The organism is Chitinivibrionales bacterium, from assembly GCA_014728215.1.
Classification (GTDB): domain Bacteria; phylum Fibrobacterota; class Chitinivibrionia; order Chitinivibrionales; family WJKA01; genus WJKA01.
Genome location: WJLZ01000211.1, coordinates 1 through 18,699, shown reverse-complemented (window position 1 = coordinate 18,699; position 18,699 = coordinate 1). Strand labels below are relative to the sequence as shown.

General features: G+C 46.3%; 16 protein-coding genes. 4 read left to right on the top strand and 12 right to left on the bottom strand.

All coding sequences use genetic code 11. The features are described from left to right. The first annotated feature begins 207 nt into the window (after positions 1-207). Genes GF401_19295 through GF401_19285 form a run of 3 tightly spaced genes read left to right on the top strand, consistent with a single transcriptional unit; the run spans position 208 to position 3,721 of the window. Positions 208-1,386: a GNAT family N-acetyltransferase gene (locus tag GF401_19295; GenBank protein MBD3347205.1), complete on the top strand. Its 1,179-nt coding sequence runs from the start codon at positions 208-210 to the stop codon at positions 1,384-1,386. Next, positions 1,212-2,549, top strand: a complete 1,338-nt coding sequence (locus tag GF401_19290; GenBank protein ID MBD3347204.1) for an ATP-grasp domain-containing protein — start codon at positions 1,212-1,214, stop codon at positions 2,547-2,549. Before GF401_19295 ends, GF401_19290 begins: the two co-directional genes overlap by 175 nt. Continuing rightward, positions 2,546-3,721: a DUF1624 domain-containing protein gene (locus GF401_19285; GenBank protein ID MBD3347203.1), complete on the top strand. Its 1,176-nt coding sequence runs from the start codon at positions 2,546-2,548 to the stop codon at positions 3,719-3,721. Before GF401_19290 ends, GF401_19285 begins: the two co-directional genes overlap by 4 nt. A 59-nt stretch (positions 3,722-3,780) precedes the next feature. Here GF401_19285 and GF401_19280 read toward each other — a convergent pair whose 3' ends face one another. The 8 genes from GF401_19280 to GF401_19245 form a co-directional block, all read right to left on the bottom strand. Beyond that, the gene (locus GF401_19280) at positions 3,781-4,977 is read right to left on the bottom strand and encodes a glycosyltransferase (protein ID MBD3347202.1); all 1,197 of its coding nucleotides are present in this window, start codon (positions 4,975-4,977) and stop codon (positions 3,781-3,783) included. Between the two features lie 90 nt (positions 4,978-5,067). Then, the gene (locus GF401_19275; protein ID MBD3347201.1) at positions 5,068-5,868 is read right to left on the bottom strand and encodes a methyltransferase domain-containing protein; all 801 of its coding nucleotides are present in this window, start codon (positions 5,866-5,868) and stop codon (positions 5,068-5,070) included. Positions 5,869-5,890: 22 nt separating this feature from the next. Next, complete coding sequence (locus GF401_19270) at positions 5,891-6,511, bottom strand: hypothetical protein (protein ID MBD3347200.1); 621 nt, start codon at positions 6,509-6,511, stop codon at positions 5,891-5,893. Then, positions 6,501-7,361: a methyltransferase domain-containing protein gene (locus GF401_19265; GenBank protein ID MBD3347199.1), complete on the bottom strand. Its 861-nt coding sequence runs from the start codon at positions 7,359-7,361 to the stop codon at positions 6,501-6,503. The genes GF401_19270 and GF401_19265 overlap by 11 nt, the downstream gene beginning before the upstream one ends. Before the next feature lie 4 nt (positions 7,362-7,365). Beyond that, the gene (locus GF401_19260) at positions 7,366-8,559 is read right to left on the bottom strand and encodes a hypothetical protein (GenBank protein MBD3347198.1); all 1,194 of its coding nucleotides are present in this window, start codon (positions 8,557-8,559) and stop codon (positions 7,366-7,368) included. Between the two features lie 669 nt (positions 8,560-9,228). Further along, entirely contained in the window at positions 9,229-10,902 is a 1,674-nt protein-coding gene (locus tag GF401_19255; GenBank protein MBD3347197.1) for an AMP-binding protein, read from the bottom strand. Between the two features lie 158 nt (positions 10,903-11,060). Further along, entirely contained in the window at positions 11,061-11,720 is a 660-nt protein-coding gene (locus GF401_19250) for a hypothetical protein (protein MBD3347196.1), read from the bottom strand. A gap of 274 nt (positions 11,721-11,994) precedes the next feature. Continuing rightward, the gene (locus GF401_19245; protein ID MBD3347195.1) at positions 11,995-13,269 is read right to left on the bottom strand and encodes a DUF362 domain-containing protein; all 1,275 of its coding nucleotides are present in this window, start codon (positions 13,267-13,269) and stop codon (positions 11,995-11,997) included. A 655-nt stretch (positions 13,270-13,924) separates the two neighbouring features. Between GF401_19245 and GF401_19240 the strand changes: the two genes are divergently transcribed. Continuing rightward, complete coding sequence (locus tag GF401_19240) at positions 13,925-14,980, top strand: hypothetical protein (GenBank protein ID MBD3347194.1); 1,056 nt, start codon at positions 13,925-13,927, stop codon at positions 14,978-14,980. Positions 14,981-15,206: 226 nt separating this feature from the next. Here the strand turns inward: GF401_19240 and GF401_19235 are convergent, their stop codons facing one another. The 4 genes from GF401_19235 to GF401_19220 form a co-directional block, all read right to left on the bottom strand. Continuing rightward, positions 15,207-15,635, bottom strand: coding sequence for a hypothetical protein (locus tag GF401_19235; protein ID MBD3347193.1), 429 nt, complete (start codon positions 15,633-15,635; stop codon positions 15,207-15,209). A 294-nt stretch (positions 15,636-15,929) separates the two neighbouring features. Further along, entirely contained in the window at positions 15,930-16,355 is a 426-nt protein-coding gene (locus tag GF401_19230) for a hypothetical protein (GenBank protein ID MBD3347192.1), read from the bottom strand. 36 nt (positions 16,356-16,391) lie between these two features. Then, on the bottom strand, positions 16,392-17,039 hold the full coding sequence (locus GF401_19225) for a hypothetical protein (protein ID MBD3347191.1): 648 nt from the start codon (positions 17,037-17,039) through the stop codon (positions 16,392-16,394). 11 nt (positions 17,040-17,050) lie between these two features. Further along, positions 17,051-18,421: a DUF362 domain-containing protein gene (locus GF401_19220; GenBank protein MBD3347190.1), complete on the bottom strand. Its 1,371-nt coding sequence runs from the start codon at positions 18,419-18,421 to the stop codon at positions 17,051-17,053. Positions 18,422-18,699 lie beyond the last annotated feature (278 nt).

The window sequence follows — 18,699 nt, the reverse complement described above, 5'->3', positions numbered from 1 at the left end:
AGGCACAGATTTTGCAGTTACCATTGCTGTCGCTTTTTGATGTCTTTCGGCATTAATGGTGGCTCTTTCATCAGGTTCCTCGTGCGGTGGTGGCTTATTACTTAAATGTTTTTTGTGTGGTGATGGTATTGGATCAGGGCAGCAGTTCCGGTTTGCCATCTTGACGGTTTTGGCGGTAAAAAATGATGACGAGGAGAGGAGTTGTTTATGATGACTAATTTGGCGATACCTACAAGAGCACTCGATGTACCTGTTGTAAACGAACTGGATAAACTGGAACATTTCCGTGAATTCTGGGACAAAAACAATGCAAATCCGAATGCAGACCTCGATTTTTATAAAACCATCATCACCTGTCGTTCAGATATGGGGGCCCGTCCTCTGGTATTTGTTATTAAAGAGGATGATACAATCCGGTGTTTGATTGCAGCCCGGTTGGAGCATGTTCGTCATGTTTTCAGAATCGGCTATCTGCGGCTTCCCGGACCCAAAATCAGAAAGCTCGAATTAATTCACGGCGGCATGATCGGGACCATGGAAGAGCATCAGGCAACGCTCTTTGCAAACAACGTGTCGAAGATAATGGCCGACAACAAAATTGATATGATTTATGCAGATATGCTCCATTCGGATTCTCCCTTGCGGAAATCTCTGGATGATTGCACTCCTTCACTGCTTCGCAACCCCTTTTTCAAACAGCAGAAGCATTATCTGCTCAATTTTCCCGAATCCTTTGAAGCGCTCATGGGCCAGATGAAATCAAAGCATCGGTACTGGATACGAAGGCAGACACGATTGCTTGAGGAATCCTGTCCCAATCACCGAATTGCACTGTTGTGCAGGAGTGATGAGATTGATCGGTTGATGGAAGATGCCGAAAAGGTTGCAGCCCATACCTATCAACGGGCGCTTGGTCGCGGTTTCATCAATAATGACGAAATGCGGACCCGGCTCGAACTTCAGGCGGGAAGAGGACGGCTGCGGGCATATCTCTTGTATCTCGATACTGCACCGGCCTGTTTCTGGATAGGGTTTAGGCAGGGAACAACCTTTCATCTCAGCTCCACCGGATATGATCCCCAATACAGAAAGATGGAAATCGGCACTGTACTTTTTTACAAAATGGTGGAAGACCTCTTCGAGAACGGAATAGAATCAGTAGACTTCGGTTGTGGTGAGGCTTTTTATAAAGCCAGGCTGGCGAATGAAGAATGGTCCGAACAGACCTGGACACGTTATGCGGCCACTGCCAAAGGAAGGTTTTTATCCGTTACCGATATCTGCGCCAATTTTATTGGTATCAATTCCCGGAAAATGCTCGAAAAATGGGGTATCGAGCAACAGGTGAAAACATTCATGCGGAAAGCGATGGGGAGAGCCGCATGAAAGGAAAACCGACAATTAAAAAGCGGAAAGTCGGGGTTTTGATTCCCGATGCCGAGGAGTGGACCGCGGTCAAAATTGCCCGGTGCCTGCGCCATCCTGATATAAAAGTCTATTTCCTTTCCCGTAACCGGCACTCTGTCGCGCAGCACAGCAACTGTAAAGTTAAATATATGAATTTGAATTATACCTGTTACAGCGAACTGTTGGATGGAATCAAAGGTCTGCATACACAGCATTCCTTTGATGTCATTCTTCCCGCAACATTATCCGGTGTCGAGTTTATCGCCCGGTATAAGAAGGAATTGGAAAAGATAATAAAGGTTCCGGCCAATCCTGTTGCACAACAGATACTGCTCGAAAAAAACAAGTGGGATTTTATCTTTTCCGGTAACCTGTTGCATGCCCCCCTCATCCCGTCGGTTTTTATCGGAAACTCTGCAAAAAATGAAATCCATAATAAAAACCGGGTAAAAAAAATGCGATTTCCCGTGCTCATCAAACCGGTAAGCGGTAAGGGGGGATGGGGCATTGTTAAGGCTTGCGGTTATGACGAGGTCATCCGGATCTGGGAAAGTAAAAAGGGTTTGATACGTCATACCGGCTATTTCGTACAGGAATATGTTCCGGGAAATGATTACTCGATGAGTGTCTTTTGTAAAAAAGGAGAAATTATTGTCTCTTCCATACAAGAATCGGTTCTGGGCAATGACACTCATTACGGCCCCCAGAGGATCATGGATTTTGTTCATCATGATGAGATTTACGGCATAAGCAGAATGCTTTTGAAGAAATTAGGCTGGAACGGCATAGCGTGTATCGATTTCCGGATAGACAAAAAAAGTGGAAAATGTTTTGTTCTCGAAATAAACTGCCGCCTGGGGCAGGCGGTTTTAGGTTCACTCTGCGCAGGGATAAATTTTCCCCGGATACTTTTGCATGATGCTTTAAATATCGATTTGCCGAAATGCGAATATAAGCCCTGCAGATATGCCCATCCGGCCGCCTCTGTGCGGGCACTATCCGGAGTACTGAAACCCCATACTCAAAAAATAAAAATCGGCTGGCATGAGAGTGGTCTCCAGTATACCCTTATGGACCCGATGCCCGAAATCATTGAACTGTTCAATCACCTTTCAAAAACCATGCTTTTAGCAAAAAAATGAATACATACAGTAAAAGAATATATGCCTTTGATATGCTTCGCGGTATTGTGATGATACTTATGACAATCGATCATGCCGGCATTGTCTTCGATAAGTTTCATTTCAGCCGGGACTCCTGGTTCAACTATTCATCCGCAACAATACCACATTTGCAATTCATTGTCCGCTGGATTACCCATACCTGTGCCGTTACCTTTATCTTTCTGGCGGGGACCTCCCTGGCTTTGAGTATCGGTCGAAAAAAATCCGAAAGCATTTCGGCGGCCCCCGCTATCGACAGGCACATTTTTTTCAGAGCCCTCTTTTTCATTGGTATCGAACTCTTTTACTGGAATAAGTTCTGTCTTCAGGTATTATTTGCAATTGCCATGTGTTACCTCTGCATGATATTTTTGCGACGATTAGCATGGCGGCTGAATCTGATAATTGCATTGTTTCTGCTTATCTTCAATGAACTGGCGGTCCATTCATTTTTCTCCCTGGCCGATATTGATCTGTTTGTAATAAAGTCATCGGCCCGGGGAGCGTATATTGATATAGGGGCAATCAGACTTCTCTTCCCCTTTGTTCATCCGGGCATCCCATTTCAAGTCGGTTCAATAAAGATCAATGTTCTGTATCCTTTTCTTCCCTGGCTCCCCCTTATGATATTCGGGTGGCTTTTTGGCGAATTTATAAATAACAAAGGAAAAGCCCTGCTTTATACACCAAAATTCCACCGTCTGCTGGCTTTTGGAAGCCTTATCTTGATAACCCTGGCGCTCATGTTAAAGTATATTAATCGATACGGAAATATGTTTGTGTATCGTGAAGGATTATCACTTGTTAACTGGCTCTATATAAGCAAGTATCCGCCAAGCCTGACCTATTTTATGTATCAAACCGGTATCATGCTGGCGCTCATGCTTCTGTGCCTTAAAATCGAAGCTAAAAAGGAGAGGATTGCGCTTTTCAATCCATTGATCGTCTTCGGTCAAACCGCCTTCTTTTTCTATCTTATTCACAAACATGTGATGTTGCTTCCGGCTAAACTGTTTCACATCGAAGGAGAATTGAATATATGGCCGGCTTTACTTGCAGCGGTTATTACCATGATTGTCATGTATCCCCTTTGCATTCTGTTCAGAAGAGTCAAGCGGCAACGTTCGTTTTTTATACTCAGGTATATATGAGCGGCCCGGGGTCAGCATTAAAATCCATTATCGTCCTCTCCCCCTCGTAATCCGCCTCTTCATCCCCTTACCTTCGCCGGGATACGGGCCTTGTTTTTCTGCGGGATAGCATCGACAATATCGAAGTATAGCTGTTTTTTTCGTTCCCAAATATTTTGTTCGGCATAGGCCTTGCCGTTTTCAATCAATTCGTTTCGCCGGTGGGGATTACCATAGAGATAGGTAATCTTTTTAGCCAGATCCATTTCATTGCCGGATTTAAAGAATTCGACCAGTGAATGGTTGTAATAAAATTTGTCGATACGGGTTTCGGAGAGGATGATAGGCACACCAAGCATCATGAATTCCAGTGTTTTGGTGGAGAACGCTTCGTTGCCGAAATCCTCGGCCCGTTTGGGGACAATTCCCAGGTCGGCCGATCCCATGACCGCGGCAATTTCTTCCAGAGAAACTATGTCGTGAAGGAAAACGGTTTGTTGGAGGTTGAACTCACGAATCTGCTTCTCCAGAAGTTCCCAGAGCGGGCCATAGCCGTAGATATGAAATTCGAGATTGGGAATCTGTATCAGTGAGCAGGCTTTCACGGCAATGTCGACTCCCTGATGGTAATTGAGCGATCCGGGATAGAGGCAGATGAATGCATCGGAATTATTTTTTTCTAATGGTGGATCGGGATTGAATATGGAAGAATCGGGGTAATTGAGAAGAGCGGTACACTTTTCTTCCCTTACCGACCGCGTGACGATTCTATCCCGCCAGAGATCATTTGAAATGATTACATGGTGCGAAAAGGAGCAGCACATTTTTTCGACCGACCGCAAGATTTTGGTCATCCAGTGGTTTGGCTCCTTTTTAAACTTGCCGGCAAATAGTTCGGGAACAAGGTCATGGATATCGAGGATAATTTTTGTGCCGGTTAGCCGGGGAATAAGGGCGGCAAAAACCTCATAGTCGGGTATGGAATGAATATGAAGAACATCGTAGGGACGGCGAAGGTGTCTGAGCGTTACTTTTAAAAAGGAGGCTAAAAGAAACAGGGTGGTCCTTATAAAATAATCGGATTTCCCTTTTTCATTCAGCAGGCGTTCGTATATTCGGAAAACCCGTACTCCTTTCAGGACCCCTTCCTTTGCCTGGCCCCTGGGCCGCGCCGCGATTACTTCAACCTCATCACCCCTTTTCGCAAGCGCCTCAGCATACCGCCGAACCCGGTTGTCGTCTTCATAAAACGTATATGCAACCATGCCTGTTTTCATAATCTGTATTCCTTATGTAAAAGTTTCAAGACAGCAACAGCGGTGTCGCAACACACTCTTAATCCGGATATACACGTGTCCGGAAATTATCTATAAAACGATTTTCTTTACTTTAGGCTTTTTTTGCTGTTCGGAGCGCGATACTTTCTGAAAGCAGATAACCGGCTCCGATGCCCACCGGGGGGAAAGGGTCGTGCACATGGCTTTCATTGCATTCTGAAAGATGAATGCTTTGGCCGGCGCACTCTTTTTCAGTTGTAAGAATTTCGTGCTTTCCCGCGGGACCCCGACATAGGCGGCTTCCGGAACAAAACCGAATGATGATACATAGCTGAGAAGACTGTTGTAGGTAAAATATCGCACATGGGCATAAAATTCGTATCTGGTGTTTGGGCCCAGAGGATTATGAAAGGTATGTCCGGTGAGAAGGACCGGCATCAGGTAAAGGAACCCGGCGTAGTTGGGGGAAGACAGATAGAGGTGTCCGCCCGGCGAAATGATCCGGTATAATTCCTGCATGAAATGATCGCAATGGATCAGGTGTTCGATCGTGGCAAGCGAAATGACCGCATCGAATTCATTATCCCCCGGCGGAAAGGGAGTTTCTTCGGTGTCAAGGTCAAAGCTGATCGTTTTCAAACCAGCGCGCCGCATGGTCTCGAGCGCGGCTTCGCTTATGTCGTTACACACAACTTCCGTATCATCGCAAAACTCCTGTATCCGTTTTCCGACAATACCCACTCCCGAGGAGATATCGAGTATCCGCTTATGGTTCCGTTTTTCAAAGACAGCCGGGAAAATCCGGTGACGTTCGTGGATTTGCCGATACTGCTCCTGGACTTCAACTCCTTCAAGCCTTCTGTTTTCAAGAACCTGTGCATCGTCTCTCATAGCGACTATCCTTTTAAAAGGGTTAATATCCCACTATCAACGCTCGAATGTATTTGAAAAGATCGAAGAGAACCCATTTCCAACCTTTCACCGACACCCACCAGAATTGGGGGTTGTATTCGCCGGGGGTGCCGGAAATGACTCCGACGGTAATTTTCGGTCCCAGAATGTTTTTATAGGTAACATAGCTCTTTTCAGCATGGACCCCTTCGGTAAAAATATTGACCGAATTAAGCGGGGGAGTATGATTGGCCATGATATCTTTCAGCGCATAGGCATAGGAAGCGGTCCGAGAGGAATGGCTCTCTCGGGTTGCGCCGGTGATAATCGATTTACCGGACATATCGTGATCGTACAGAATCGACACAATGGTTGCATTGCAGCTGATTTTCCTGCCCACGCCAGAACATTCCGGCCCGGTGATTATAATTGTCCGGTAGGAATCCCTTTCGGCAATAGTGGCGGCTTCGGCGGCGGTTGAAAGTGATATCCATCCTTCGATACCCAGCACCGAAGAATCGACCGGGTTATCGGCAGCAAGGAACGGATGAATAAAGAATACGAAAAACAGGAACAGGCAGAGCATGATGCCGATGCCGACCTTGTTTGGTTTCGGTGTTGGTATGGTTGTATTAATTTTCATTTTTGTAACACGATACCCATCGGGTGGCAAGAAACCCCATCCATTTCCCAAAGGCTTTCTGCGAAAAACGGTGCATACGGTCGTTGAGCATGACATTGATCGAGTCGGGCAATACCTTGTTTTTCCACAACGTAAAGGGTCCGTAACCCACACCGGCCATGTTGGTCTTTTTGAACCGATGCTCCAAAAAGTGTTTGTCAAGCTGGCCCCGAAGGTATCTTCTGTTGCCGAAATTCCGGTTGTCGTGATATTCGGAGGCCGAAAAAAGATCCTGTTTTTTCAGTATTTTTTTATTTACGACATACCGGCAGTAATCCATCCCCCGTCGGGTGTAATAATAGGGATCGAAAAAGTTGTTCAGCCGCAGAAGGTTCGGGGTGGAGCAGACAACCACGCCCTCGGTGGCGGTAACCCGGCACATCTCTGCAATAGCCTCCTTATCGTCTTTGAGGTACTGCAATACGCCGATACTGGTGACCGCGGCGAATGCCCGGGGTTTGAATGGCAGATGTTCGATATCACCCTGCACAACACCGAGGAACCCCGGGACATCGCTCATGACCTCTTTTGTTTTTCGCGCCATGGCAGGAGAAATATCCAGGCCCACGGTTTGCACCTGCTGCTTCTCGAGCTGCTTCATCAGAACACCGGCACCGCAGCCGATATCCAGTGCGATCCCCTTTACCTTATGGTCCAGAAGAAACCGGAGCAGATAGTGCTGTCTTCCGGTGACCGTTATATGATCGAATATGTCGACATCACCCGAATTTTGGGTGTATATCGAATCCCAGTAGGCTGTTGCCGATGAGAAAAAATCGGCTACCTCTTTTTTTTTGCTGCCCTTCTTCATAGGCTTAATTCTTACCGCTCTTTAAAATTGAAAAACAATCGCCTGTCCGTTTCACGAAAGGTTTAATGTCCTGCCTGTCAAAGACGGCAAAAACGTTTCGGTTTATATAGGGCCTGATAAATTCTCCCAGAGGGTATTTCATTAAACACACGCTTTTCAGCCAGGTGGCCATATCCTTGAATTCATCAACCCAGTAGAGACCATCATGCAACACCGTGGTATTGGCCGAAGAACGGTTTTGTGTGTAGAATTCATATTCCATCAGGGGAAAATTTATTCCGCATGCCAGGGCTAAAAGTCCCGACCGGTTATGTCTCCCATTAACTTCCATCAGTTTGTACACGCCGTCACGGGGGTCTTTCTTGAATTCGGTGCATGAGTAGCCGTTGAACCTGAGTGCCTTGAGAATTTTCCGGCCCGGCCCCTTGATTTCATCGATCGGCTTGTGCCGGACAACGCAGGGCACGCCGAACCCCGGGGGTGACAGGCGGACTTTTTCGGCGGTAAATTCGGCGATACATTTCTGCTGCCAGATAAAGCTGTTGTAATTGACCCCGCCGGTGTCGGTGCCCGGGATATATTCCTGTATCATTACTTCAAGTGAAGATTCCTGTGCCTTGCGGAATTCGGCAAAGAGAGCATCTCTTGCATGAACCAGATTCATTTTTGTCTTGAATTTGTCGACAAAAAGATGGCTCTGGCAGGGCTTGACAAGACAGGGGAAAGTGAAATCATCGATAAAAGACTCGATATGCTCGATAGACCGGGCGGTCTTACTTTTAGGCGCGGGGATGCCCAGTGAATGCGCAAGCTCGTAGGTGTATTTTTTGTCAATAAATTTCCGGGCAATGTTCCAGTCGGCGCAGGCTAGTCGATATTGTTTGTTCAGGGTGCGTTTGTTCCGCGCCACCGCCGATAACGTTGCATCGTCCGAAGCAAAAAGTACTCCCCCCTTGTATCGAGCGGGAAGGGTAGAAAGATACGCTATAAACTTTCGTTCGTTGTGTAAAGGGCTCGGGGCGATCAGGCAATTGTTTACATATTTTGACAGATATGCCATATCACTGGTTTCATAGGTCACCGCCGTAACCGGCACCTTATGCTGTCCCAGGGAGCGGATTATGCCCAGTCCCATTATGTGATTGCCGCATACAATTGCCGGTGTTTTTGGTGTGTTGGTACGATAAATTGTTGTCATAGTAACACCACCTTGATAAGTCGCACGGAAACAGGGCGCACAATGCTTTTTCATGCCTTTGGCACGGCTCTGAATCTTTATGCGGTTGTGTTTGAAAATGGCACTATCTAAAACGTGGAATTCGCGCTACACCTAAAGAAGAATGGGTGCATTTATGGTTTAACCGGCCTGTTCGTTGGGCCGGCCCTCTTCGCCCACTCCGGTCGTTTACCTGCGATTATAGTTTGCAATAAATGTGCCAACCCGGGGCGTGATAAAAGAATGGAAAAGGCCATTAATGAGCGCAAATCCGAAGGTTGTGGCGTTTGATTTCAAAAACAGGTGAGGGGGACGTTTATCCTTTTGTCATAATTACCAACTGATGGTCCCCCGGTATTTGCTCTTTTGATAGAAGAGGAATACTCTGTTTTTCCCTTTCCAGAATATGCAAACAGTTATTCCCAAAAAAGAAAAAGAATGGGTGATGATTACAAAAAAGGAGTGCCGAAAATAAGGAAGCTTCATCTGGAGGTAAGAAGACTCTTTCGGTTTAAGAGGTGGTCGAAAAGGTATGTCTCACCCCGATAAGTTCTTTACGAAGCTCGGGATCGTTATCCTATCGTCGTGTCTTCATATCTTCATGTCGTTATGTCTTCATGTCGTCGTGTCGTCGCGTCGTCCCTTCACAAATCACCCCACCATCCTCAAGCACGCCTCCCGGTCGACCTTGCCGCTTCCTTTTTTGGGAAGCATTCGCACAAGCTTGACCGATTCGGGGATTTTATACCGGGGGAGGCTTTGTGATGCTTTGGCCAGGATATCCTTTTCGGTGGTGGTTGTATCGATAGCCACTCCGATTGCCCGGAGTTTATGGACCATGAGTTTGTCGGGAACACCCAGCACCGCAACTTCAACAAGAAGCCCGGTGGACATAAGAACATCTTCGATCTCCTGAGGATTTATCCGGTGGCCGCCTACTTTCAGAAGGTTGTCTTTTCGTCCGGTAATATAGAAAAATCCATCTTTGTCCATATACCCCACATCGCCGGTATGGTAGCCGTTGTGGTCCAGAACTTCCCGGGTACCATCGGCATCATTGAAATATCCTTTCATGATATTATGGCCGGTAGCCACCAGCTCGCCTTCGGCGCCGGGAGGAAGTTGTTTGCCCTCTTTGTCTAAAACGCACAGGGTAACCCCGGGGATCGCTTTGCCGATAGAATCAATCTTTTCGGTATAATATTTCGGATCGAGGTAGGTGAGCCGGGCCGAGGCTTCGGTCGCGCCGTACATGATAACAATATCGGTGTGGGTCGGAAGGGTATCCCGGAGCTGTTTTTTTATCTGGGAGGACATGTGGCCGCCGGCCTGGGAGCAGTAGCGAAGCGATGTCAGCTTCTCACGGTACTTGAGCAGGGGCGAGCGGTGGAGCAGATAGGCGTAGGTGGCCGGAACACCTGAAAAGCCGGTAACGTTTTCGGCAATCATCTGGTTGAGCACCGCGGCGGGGAACGCAAACTGGTTGTTGATAACGACAGTTCCGCCGCAGGCGATGTGCGTGTTGAGAAGCGACAGGCCCATGACATAGTAAAAGGGAAGGACGGCCATCTGAATGTCCTGGGGGGTGAGTCGAAGGTATTTACAAATAGAATGGGTGTTGGCCGTAAGATTCCGATGGGTCAGCATCACCCCCTTGGGTATCCCGGTGGAACCGGAGGTGTAAATAATATTGCACAGATCGTTACGGTCGAGTTCGAGCAATGGATTTGACGAATTACTCTCCCCGAGTATATCGTCCCATTCCCATACCGCTCCCTTTTTTGTACCCCATGAAAGCGCCGGGCGCTCGATTACCGTACAGGGAAGCGGAGTGCCAAGGAGATATGTTTCCTGAATCAGCCGTTCATACCGGGATGAGACAATGAGCGCCTTTGCCCCGGTCTCTTTTATGATCCCTGTAATTTTCTGAGCACCGAACCCGGTGTTGAGCGGTATGGCAACCCCGCCCGATTTGATGATACCATAGTAGGCGATAATAAAATTGATGCTGTTGTCGGAGAGCAGAATTACCCGGTCACCCACGGCAATATGGTTCCCCATAAGAAAACGGGCAACCAAATTCGCTTTTTGGTTCAGGTCTCCATAGCCGATCCGTTGCCCATTGAAAACAACCGCAGGATTGGGTGCCTCCGATTCCGCATGGGACTCAAGAAACGCTGCGAGGGATGGTAATTGCGTCATACAAACAACCTTCCGTGGTGAATAGGGGATGTATGTTTTTCTAATATACACTATTCTGGATGAGGGTAATAAAAAGAGACAAAAGCTACCGCCAAGGATGACGACAAATGAGAGGAACGGCATAAGAAGATAACAGATTCCAATGCCGATTGCGTGAATCCATGCAACGAGCAGCCTTTCGAATCTCGAGTTTCGAATTTCCGGTTTGAATGAGTGTGCCCTGAGCGTTTCGATACACTCGACGCATCGCTTCAGCGCATAAATTTACTGTTACCCACGAATCACCTCTCCTTGAGATTTCTATTCGTTCGAAACAGGACCCTGTATTCGGATAAAATTTTGTCTATTTTAAAGCCCAGCATATAGAATTCGTTAATTGGTATAATCCTTTCGGTTTTGGTATAACATATTCCGCAACGATAGCCTTCATTACGGGCCTTTTTAAGCAAATGCCAGGTGAAATAGCGGTAGAGACCATATCCCCTGTATTCCGGAAAGGTAAAGGCATTTTCGATCATAACCTGGTGTGGGGAAAGGGGGTAGAACCGGGTTGGATAGTGGCTTTCTATCAGGTGGTTTTCGGAGGGATAGATAAGCCACTGCATATAGGCCAGTTTGTTCTCCACAAAAAAACCATGGCAATTGGTGAAACCATTTCCGTAAAAAAGGATCCGTGAGAGAATGTCCCGTCTGTCCCTGAGCGGGAGGGCGGAAACCCTTTGTTTTAAGCTGTCGATATCCTCTCCCTTTACCCTGCGGAATTCACCATTGAGATGATTATGATATTTTATATCGGGAAGAAATTTTAAATTAGCTTTCATCATGTAATAATAATTGACCGAGAAAATGTATTCTTTAAACATAGCCGCCATCCCGCGCACACCGAGCTGCCCGGCGATATAGGCTTTTGGTAAGGTATGGATTCCTGGATAAAGAGACATAAAAACCTCCCTTATAAGGGAAAATTCGAAACTCGATCCCGCTCAGAGCGGGGACGTAATGATACATTGACTAGCAGTGCAAAATATATGCCATTGGTGGGTACAATGATGAAGGGGGAATTGGTGGTACATTGTTTGCTTTCTTTTTGGCAAATTACCTGATAAGAGGGGTTTCATGAAAAAAACACGGATTTCGCCGATGAGTAGTGGTGGGGGAGGAAAAGAGACGATAATGGATGAGGATGGTAGATTAGGCTTTTAGCCCCTGCCCACTTTACTTCGGACTCAAAAAGTAAAGCGCCAGATGGCGCAGGATGGTTTCGAAATCGGTGCCCCAGATTCGGGGGGCCCGCACCGGGAGGTCACCGGGGTCCTGCATGCCTTTTTTTCGATAGTCATACGATTTCAGCGCAACGAATTCTTCATCAAAGGCATAGCCGGTCTGCTCGGCGCAGCGAAAAAGGTACTGGCCCAGGGGAAGGCGGAGATTGTCGGGATCGTGCATGGGCGCGTTTGAGTTGGGAAAAAGCACGTATTTGGCGGCATGATAATCTAAGGCAACAGGGTCCTCACTTGCCATAATCGTTTTTGTATTTGCGGCCGGAGGGTGGATCCGGGAAGCCAGACCGCACCAGTGGGCCGTCATAATATTCAGGTCCGCTTTACGGATTTTATTCATGAAATACCCGATAGCATAGCCGATAAGCCCCGGAACAGAACCGTCATCCCAGCAATTATAGGGGAAAGTATGGAAATTATAATAATGAGCAACCAGCCGCCCGTCCATGAATGGATCCGGGCCACCACTTAAATCCGCGATCCCCAGGTAGTTTCGCACCGATCCGCTCATGCCGCCGTAGAAACTGTGGTGATTGAGTGCTGAAAAATTGATCAACCGGACCGGACGGTCGGAATAGGCGCCTTTGTCCCAGGTGCCGTTTTTAAAATCGACAAGGGTACCACGGTCGGTTTGCATGATCGGATAGGACATAATGGTCTCCCGTTTGACCGGATAACATTCCGGGAAATCTACCATGAAATCGGCATCGAGACCATTATCGATTTCAAGAAGGGGGACCCCACCGGTGCCGTCACAGTAAACATACCCGGGACCTTCCGAGGGCGAATAGACCCGTGTGCCCCCATCCTTGACATCGATTAAATGACAGACCGAAAACCGGTTGCCGTGGCGGCTTTTGAGGCGTTGGGCCAGTTCCGTATAGTTTGTTACACCCTTAAGATCGCTGTTGCGAAGGAAGGGAGTACTCCAACCGCCCTCATTCCAGGGTAAAGCACCCCGGTGACTGTTTTCCGCAAGAATGACTTCACCGGAAAATCCGCCCGGACGGCTGAATATGCGCTCGATAAAAAAGTTGATCGCCGCAATGTTGGGCGCGCCCTGGTTCCACCACCGGAGATTCGGTTTGACAATAACGATGTCCTCAGGACCAATTACAGACTCTATCCCGCCCATCAACGTGAGCACACGACCCATGTTCTGTACCGGCGACCCGTTTATGGAGCGGTAAATTCTGCTGATTGTGTTCATAGTGGTGAAGCGTATGGGTTGAACGTTATTGGCTGCAAGTCGAACGTTGCACGTCAAAAACCATTTATCAATAATAAACGATCTTATTGGTTTATTATCACAAATAGTGTGCCAGGTGATTGTGCTGCTGTAGAGAAAGATTTGGGCGGGGTTATATAGAAGATTTAAGGGGCTTGCGTTTGTGATAAATCAATTACGGAATTAGAATTTTTTAGGCCGCGGAACACACGGAAACGGGGAGGGAGAAGAAGATAATCGTTGAGGATAGTTGATCCGGAAATCGGAGCCCAGAAAACCGGGATCTCCAGACTCGTCAGAGCCGGCATGACTAAGAAAAATAAGAACCACTCCTCAATCGTCCTCCTCCTGTCCGGGCCCTGGAGAGCGACAGCGGATATTCAGGTGAAACTTGCAATACCACCAACAAATACTATATTATTAATTAAAGCGGTTAAGATACGTGCCGTTGCTCGGAAGAGCAGGCAAGGGAGGGCACATTACCCGGTAGCAGCGGAAGAGGTGCGAAATGAAAATTAAGCGATTAACCTTTGTTCCGCAGGAGTAGTGAGCATATACATAACACCCTGTCTCTACCGATTGCCAGGCAAAGCCATAGCTAAACTATTGATACCTCACCCTCATCAAGGTGGCGCCTATGAAATCTTCGAAAATATCCGGAAAATGCGTATGTGCGGCAATACTTTTCATCACCACTTTTCATTTTCACCTGCACGCACAGGTGGTCCTGAATGAAAGTATCTGCCTCTTTGCCTGGACCCGGTTGGCCGGTGATTCCATCAATAAAGGCCATAGAGCAAAAGGGAGTTTTACAACAGAAGAAAAAAAACCGTCGGACTCGCAACTAAAGGGGTCCTTTAGTTGCGAGGGTATTTCCGAATGGCTCGGGTATGTGACAAGCGGCTCCAGCGCGATTACTGTTTTTATCGAAGATACATTGCCTGCAGAAATTGTCAATGCATCCAGGGATTATCGAAACTGCCGTTGGATAAGGGAGATCGAGGCCCGGGGAGATAATGATACCACCCTGGTATATTTCCCCTTTCCTCTGCTCGATTCTGCGCTCGAGTATATACCCTGGCAGTATTATACCGTTGCATTCAATGATTCTCTCAGATTACAGTTTTCCTGTAGTAAAAACAACCTGCTCACCGGAAGTTTTTTCAACCGGAACCAAAAAGCAAATCCCGATCGATGGCTGATTGGAAAAGATGCCCTGCGTATCATCACCCAAAACCAAAAGCCGTTTAGACTTGCACGAGTGGAGGTTGACGGCCGCTATAAAGAACTGGCATCATCCTATCTGGGGATCGACCTTGACATGTTTGCAAAGCATAATGGATATTTCGGAATCGACATCGATGAGGCTTGTCCGGAAGAAAAAACTATCGCTCGTATGCGAAAACCGGTCACGGAACCTGTTTTGCAATGCATGATGAAACCTCGGGCAGGCTCTCTCCTGGAAATAACCTGGGCGCTGCCGGAAAGGTATGAGAATAATACCGCAATAGCCCTGTATAACATGAATGGGAAATGCCTGTGGCGTCATACGGCATACTCCACCCCGGGAAAAATGCAGCGAATAACCATTCCCCACGCCCTGAGCGCGGGTGCCTATATTGTGCGTATGGAAATGAAGATCGATAAGGAAAATCAGGAGGTGGTTAACCGGAGAATTACCTACGTGCCCTAAAAGGAAGGTGAGCGCACGAGCGCACGAGCGCACAAATTTACGAGCGCACGAACGCAGGAACGCAGGAGGGGCAGAAGGGGCAGAATGAGCGCACGAGCTTATGAGGAATGAAGAGATGTGGAAAGTGGGTGAGAATCCCCATGGAAAACACCGAAAAGCATAACTCCATCAATCCACTATTCCTCTACTCCGTTCAAAATTGACGAAAGTCAAATTTGAACAGGTACTACTTATCCCACCGAACGAACCAGCCGGAGGAAGGGATTGCGGTGTTTTCGATTGAGGTGTGGTAATCGGATTTTGTGCCGTTAACGGCAACGGAGCGGACGGCGAAATCGAAGACCCCATTACCAAGATCGGCGTGGGAAACAGTAAAGCAGGTCGTACTGCCCGCCGAAATATTCGTATCAATAACAGTCCAGGTAGAGCCGGTGTCGTGCTCCCGGTAACATAATTCGTACGATTCGATGGTATTGGAGCTGTCGGTCTGATCAGGAGCATCCCAACAGAGATTCAGGGTATCATCGGTACAGACTAACATCTGAGGACCGCCGATATCGATTGCCGTGGCCGGACGTTCTTCGGTGATATCGGAACAATGAAATAAAAGCACGGATGCGGTAATCACGGATGCCAGGGCATAGAACTTTTTCATTGGAACAGCTTTCCTTTGCAAAATGTATTAATCGGTATAGTGTTAATATACAGTATTTGTTGATATTTATCAATACAAAAATGCCCACGGTTACCGCGGAAAGGCACGGGGAGGGGGAAACGATGCGACGACACGGCGACACGACGACTCGACGAGGGGGAAGAGTGAGCGCATGGCTGTCCCGGTGAAAATCGGGAAGTGTCGAGAGGAAGAAGAATAGTTTGCGATTATTGCGATATATCGGCTTTTCAGGGGTCGTTGGGGCGGAATGGCTGTAGATTTCAGTGCATCGGTTCAGGGTTTTGCCTCTTTCCGGCCTGCTTTTTTTTCGGTATCGATCAGCTCGATATTGAGACCCTGGCCAGCGTAGATGAAGGCGATTTTTTCGTTATCGAAGGCTTCGCCGGGTTGGGGATCGGTCAGGACCCGCAGACCCAGCTCCTTGAACCTGGACACGTCGGTGTCGATGTCGTTGCCTTTGAAACAGAGATGATGGAGACCACCGCCCTTTTTGGCGAAACGATAGACCGGAGAGGATTCTTCGGTGGGTTGGATTAGCTTTACAGTTGTTGATTCGGGCTTTTCTAAAAATGTTACCAGTACTTTCTGACGGGTGTTTTCGATAATGTCGGTTGCCTGCCGGTAACCGAAGGTCTTTTCCCAATGGTCGATACCCTTGTGGATCGATGAAACTGCTATGCCGATATGATCGATTACCATATTAATTACGTACCTTTATAGATGATTTTAGCTGAACTAATCCAAATTGCGCCAAGTACGGAAAAGAAATTTATATTCGGTCAGAAGCTTATCAATTTTAAAACCCAGGAGATAAAATTCATTCAGGGGTGTGGTTTTATCTTTTCTTGTGTAGCATAATCCAGTGGTATAACCCTCTTTGTACACCTGCTTGCAAAGTTTATGCGTTAATGTTCGGTAGAGACCATATCCTCTATATTCCGGAAAAGTGAAGGCGTTTTCTATCATTACCTGTTTAGGTGATAAAGGATAAAATTTCGTTGCATAGTCTTTTTCTATTATATAATTCTCAGATGGATAAATGAGCCATTGGATATAAGCGATTTTGTTGTCGGCAAAAAAACCGTAACAGTTTGTGAATCCACTATTATAGAAAAGGATTCTGGACAATAGCTCTCGTTTGTCGTAAAATGATAGTGTTTCTAAACGGTTTTTTAATGAAAAAATGTCCTCTTTTGTTACTTTACGGAAATTGCCTTTAAGCCTATTCTGAATTTTCAGATATGGAATAAATTTCAGATTACCTTTCATTAAATAATAATGATTGATTGAAAAAATGCTGCTTTTTAATAGAAGCGCTGTGCCTCTAGTGCCGAATAGTCTGAAAATATAGCTTTTTGAAATTGTGTTTATTCCTGGATACATTTGTCTTAAATCTATCGCGAAGTTATAAAGTGAAGTAAAACATGTTCAGCAATAGATTTTAAATGGTTGCCCCATATTTTGTCACCTTTTACTTCTAGATTATTAATATCCTGCAAAGCATCCTTTAAAAAATCAAATGACTTAACAGCGGTGACTTTTTCGTCTATTATATATCCCGTTTGTTCTGCACATTTTGCGAGATAATTATAAAGGGGAAGACTGGTGTTGTCAGGATCGTGTACCTTTGCATTTGAATTAGGATGAAGCACGTACTTTGATGCATGATAATCCAAAGCAACGGGATCTTTACTTGCCATTATAATTTTTGTTTTTGAGACTGGTGGCTCAACTCTTGAAGCAAGGCCAGACCACTGAGCGGTAATAAAATTCATATCAGCTTTCCTGACAGTTTTCATAAAATAGCCGATCGCAGAACCCATTACTCCGGGAACAGGGCCTTTATCCCAGTAATCAAAAGGAAAAGTGTGAAAGTTATAATAATTATCAATTATTTTACCATCATCGAACGTATTTGGTCCACCACTTAAATCTACAATTCCAAGATAGTTTTTTACCGCCGAAGTAACACCACAGTAGAAACTGTGATGATTGAGCGCGGCAAAGTTGAAAAAACGAAGCGGACGCTCTGAATATGCATCCTTTTCCCAAATGCCGTTTTTAAAGTCAATTGTCGTTTCCCGATCTGTTTTCATAACCGGATAGGTCATTATTGTTTCTCTTTTTTGATCTCCATCCAGGCCGTTGTCGATTTTAAGGAGCGGAACACCCCCGGTGCCGTCACAATAAACATACCCCGGCCCCTCAGAGGGGGAATAAACACGTTTTGCTCCGGTTTTAACATTGATTAAGTAACATGCCGAAAATGCATCGCCATAGTCTTTTCTGAGCAGCTTCGCCAGCTCGTTATAATTGAAGACTCCTTCAAGACCACTGTTGCGCTCAAACCTGCGGTTCCACCCCGCGTGCTCCCAGGGGGCTTTACCCATGTGACTGTTTTCTGCAATAACAACTTCGCCGCTAAATCCTCCCGGCCGATTGAATATTTGAGTGACAAAACAATGGACTGCTGCAATATTGGGTGCACCCTGATTCCACCACTGGAGATTTGGTTTAATAACAACAATATCATCGTGACCGACAATATTTTCAATTCCTCCCATCATAGAAAGTATTTTTCCCATATTTTGTACAGGATTACCATTCACTGCACGAAAAACAGTAGCCGATGGTTTCGGAGGATTTGATTTTTTGCCTTTCATTTTCTTTTCCTGTTTTGAGCATGAATTAAAGATGGCAGCACTTATAACTGCAGCCATTGAGGTTATAAATGACCGACGGCTTTTATTGAAGTATCTCTTCATATCTTCTCCATAACATGATATTCACGAAGCAATTTTCTATGCAGTATTTCAATATTCACCATAGGTATATGATTTCAATACTTAAAGATTTTTTTATAATATAGTTATCGAATTACTTTTAATTTAAAAGTACCTATTCACTCTGAGGCTGCCGATACCTCCGACCGGGCAATCCGTCCGTAAGCCCGCTTGAACGAATAGAGTTCCACCAGCAACCCAAGATGTCCTAGAATTGTTTTGATAACTTTCATTTTCGAATACCCGAAAATCCGGCAGTG

Bases quoted from the DNA above. Each gene is read 5' to 3' on its own strand.
- GF401_19290 (MBD3347204.1), top strand. From the start codon at position 1,212: ATGGTCCGAACAGACCTGGACACGTTATGCGGCCACTGCCAAAGGAAG.
- GF401_19295 (MBD3347205.1), top strand. From the start codon at position 208: ATGATGACTAATTTGGCGATACCTACAAGAGCACTCGATGTACCTGTT.
- GF401_19285 (MBD3347203.1), top strand. From the start codon at position 2,546: ATGAATACATACAGTAAAAGAATATATGCCTTTGATATGCTTCGCGGT.
- GF401_19240 (MBD3347194.1), top strand. From the start codon at position 13,925: ATGAAATCTTCGAAAATATCCGGAAAATGCGTATGTGCGGCAATACTT.
- GF401_19235 (MBD3347193.1), bottom strand. From the start codon at position 15,635: ATGAAAAAGTTCTATGCCCTGGCATCCGTGATTACCGCATCCGTGCTT.
- GF401_19220 (MBD3347190.1), bottom strand. From the start codon at position 18,421: ATGAAGAGATACTTCAATAAAAGCCGTCGGTCATTTATAACCTCAATG.
- GF401_19250 (MBD3347196.1), bottom strand. From the start codon at position 11,720: ATGTCTCTTTATCCAGGAATCCATACCTTACCAAAAGCCTATATCGCC.
- GF401_19225 (MBD3347191.1), bottom strand. From the start codon at position 17,039: ATGTATCCAGGAATAAACACAATTTCAAAAAGCTATATTTTCAGACTA.
- GF401_19245 (MBD3347195.1), bottom strand. From the start codon at position 13,269: ATGAACACAATCAGCAGAATTTACCGCTCCATAAACGGGTCGCCGGTA.
- GF401_19255 (MBD3347197.1), bottom strand. From the start codon at position 10,902: ATGCCGTTCCTCTCATTTGTCGTCATCCTTGGCGGTAGCTTTTGTCTC.
- GF401_19280 (MBD3347202.1), bottom strand. From the start codon at position 4,977: ATGAAAACAGGCATGGTTGCATATACGTTTTATGAAGACGACAACCGG.
- GF401_19270 (MBD3347200.1), bottom strand. From the start codon at position 6,511: ATGAAAATTAATACAACCATACCAACACCGAAACCAAACAAGGTCGGC.
- GF401_19260 (MBD3347198.1), bottom strand. From the start codon at position 8,559: ATGACAACAATTTATCGTACCAACACACCAAAAACACCGGCAATTGTA.
- GF401_19265 (MBD3347199.1), bottom strand. From the start codon at position 7,361: ATGAAGAAGGGCAGCAAAAAAAAAGAGGTAGCCGATTTTTTCTCATCG.
- GF401_19275 (MBD3347201.1), bottom strand. From the start codon at position 5,868: ATGAGAGACGATGCACAGGTTCTTGAAAACAGAAGGCTTGAAGGAGTT.
- GF401_19230 (MBD3347192.1), bottom strand. From the start codon at position 16,355: ATGGTAATCGATCATATCGGCATAGCAGTTTCATCGATCCACAAGGGT.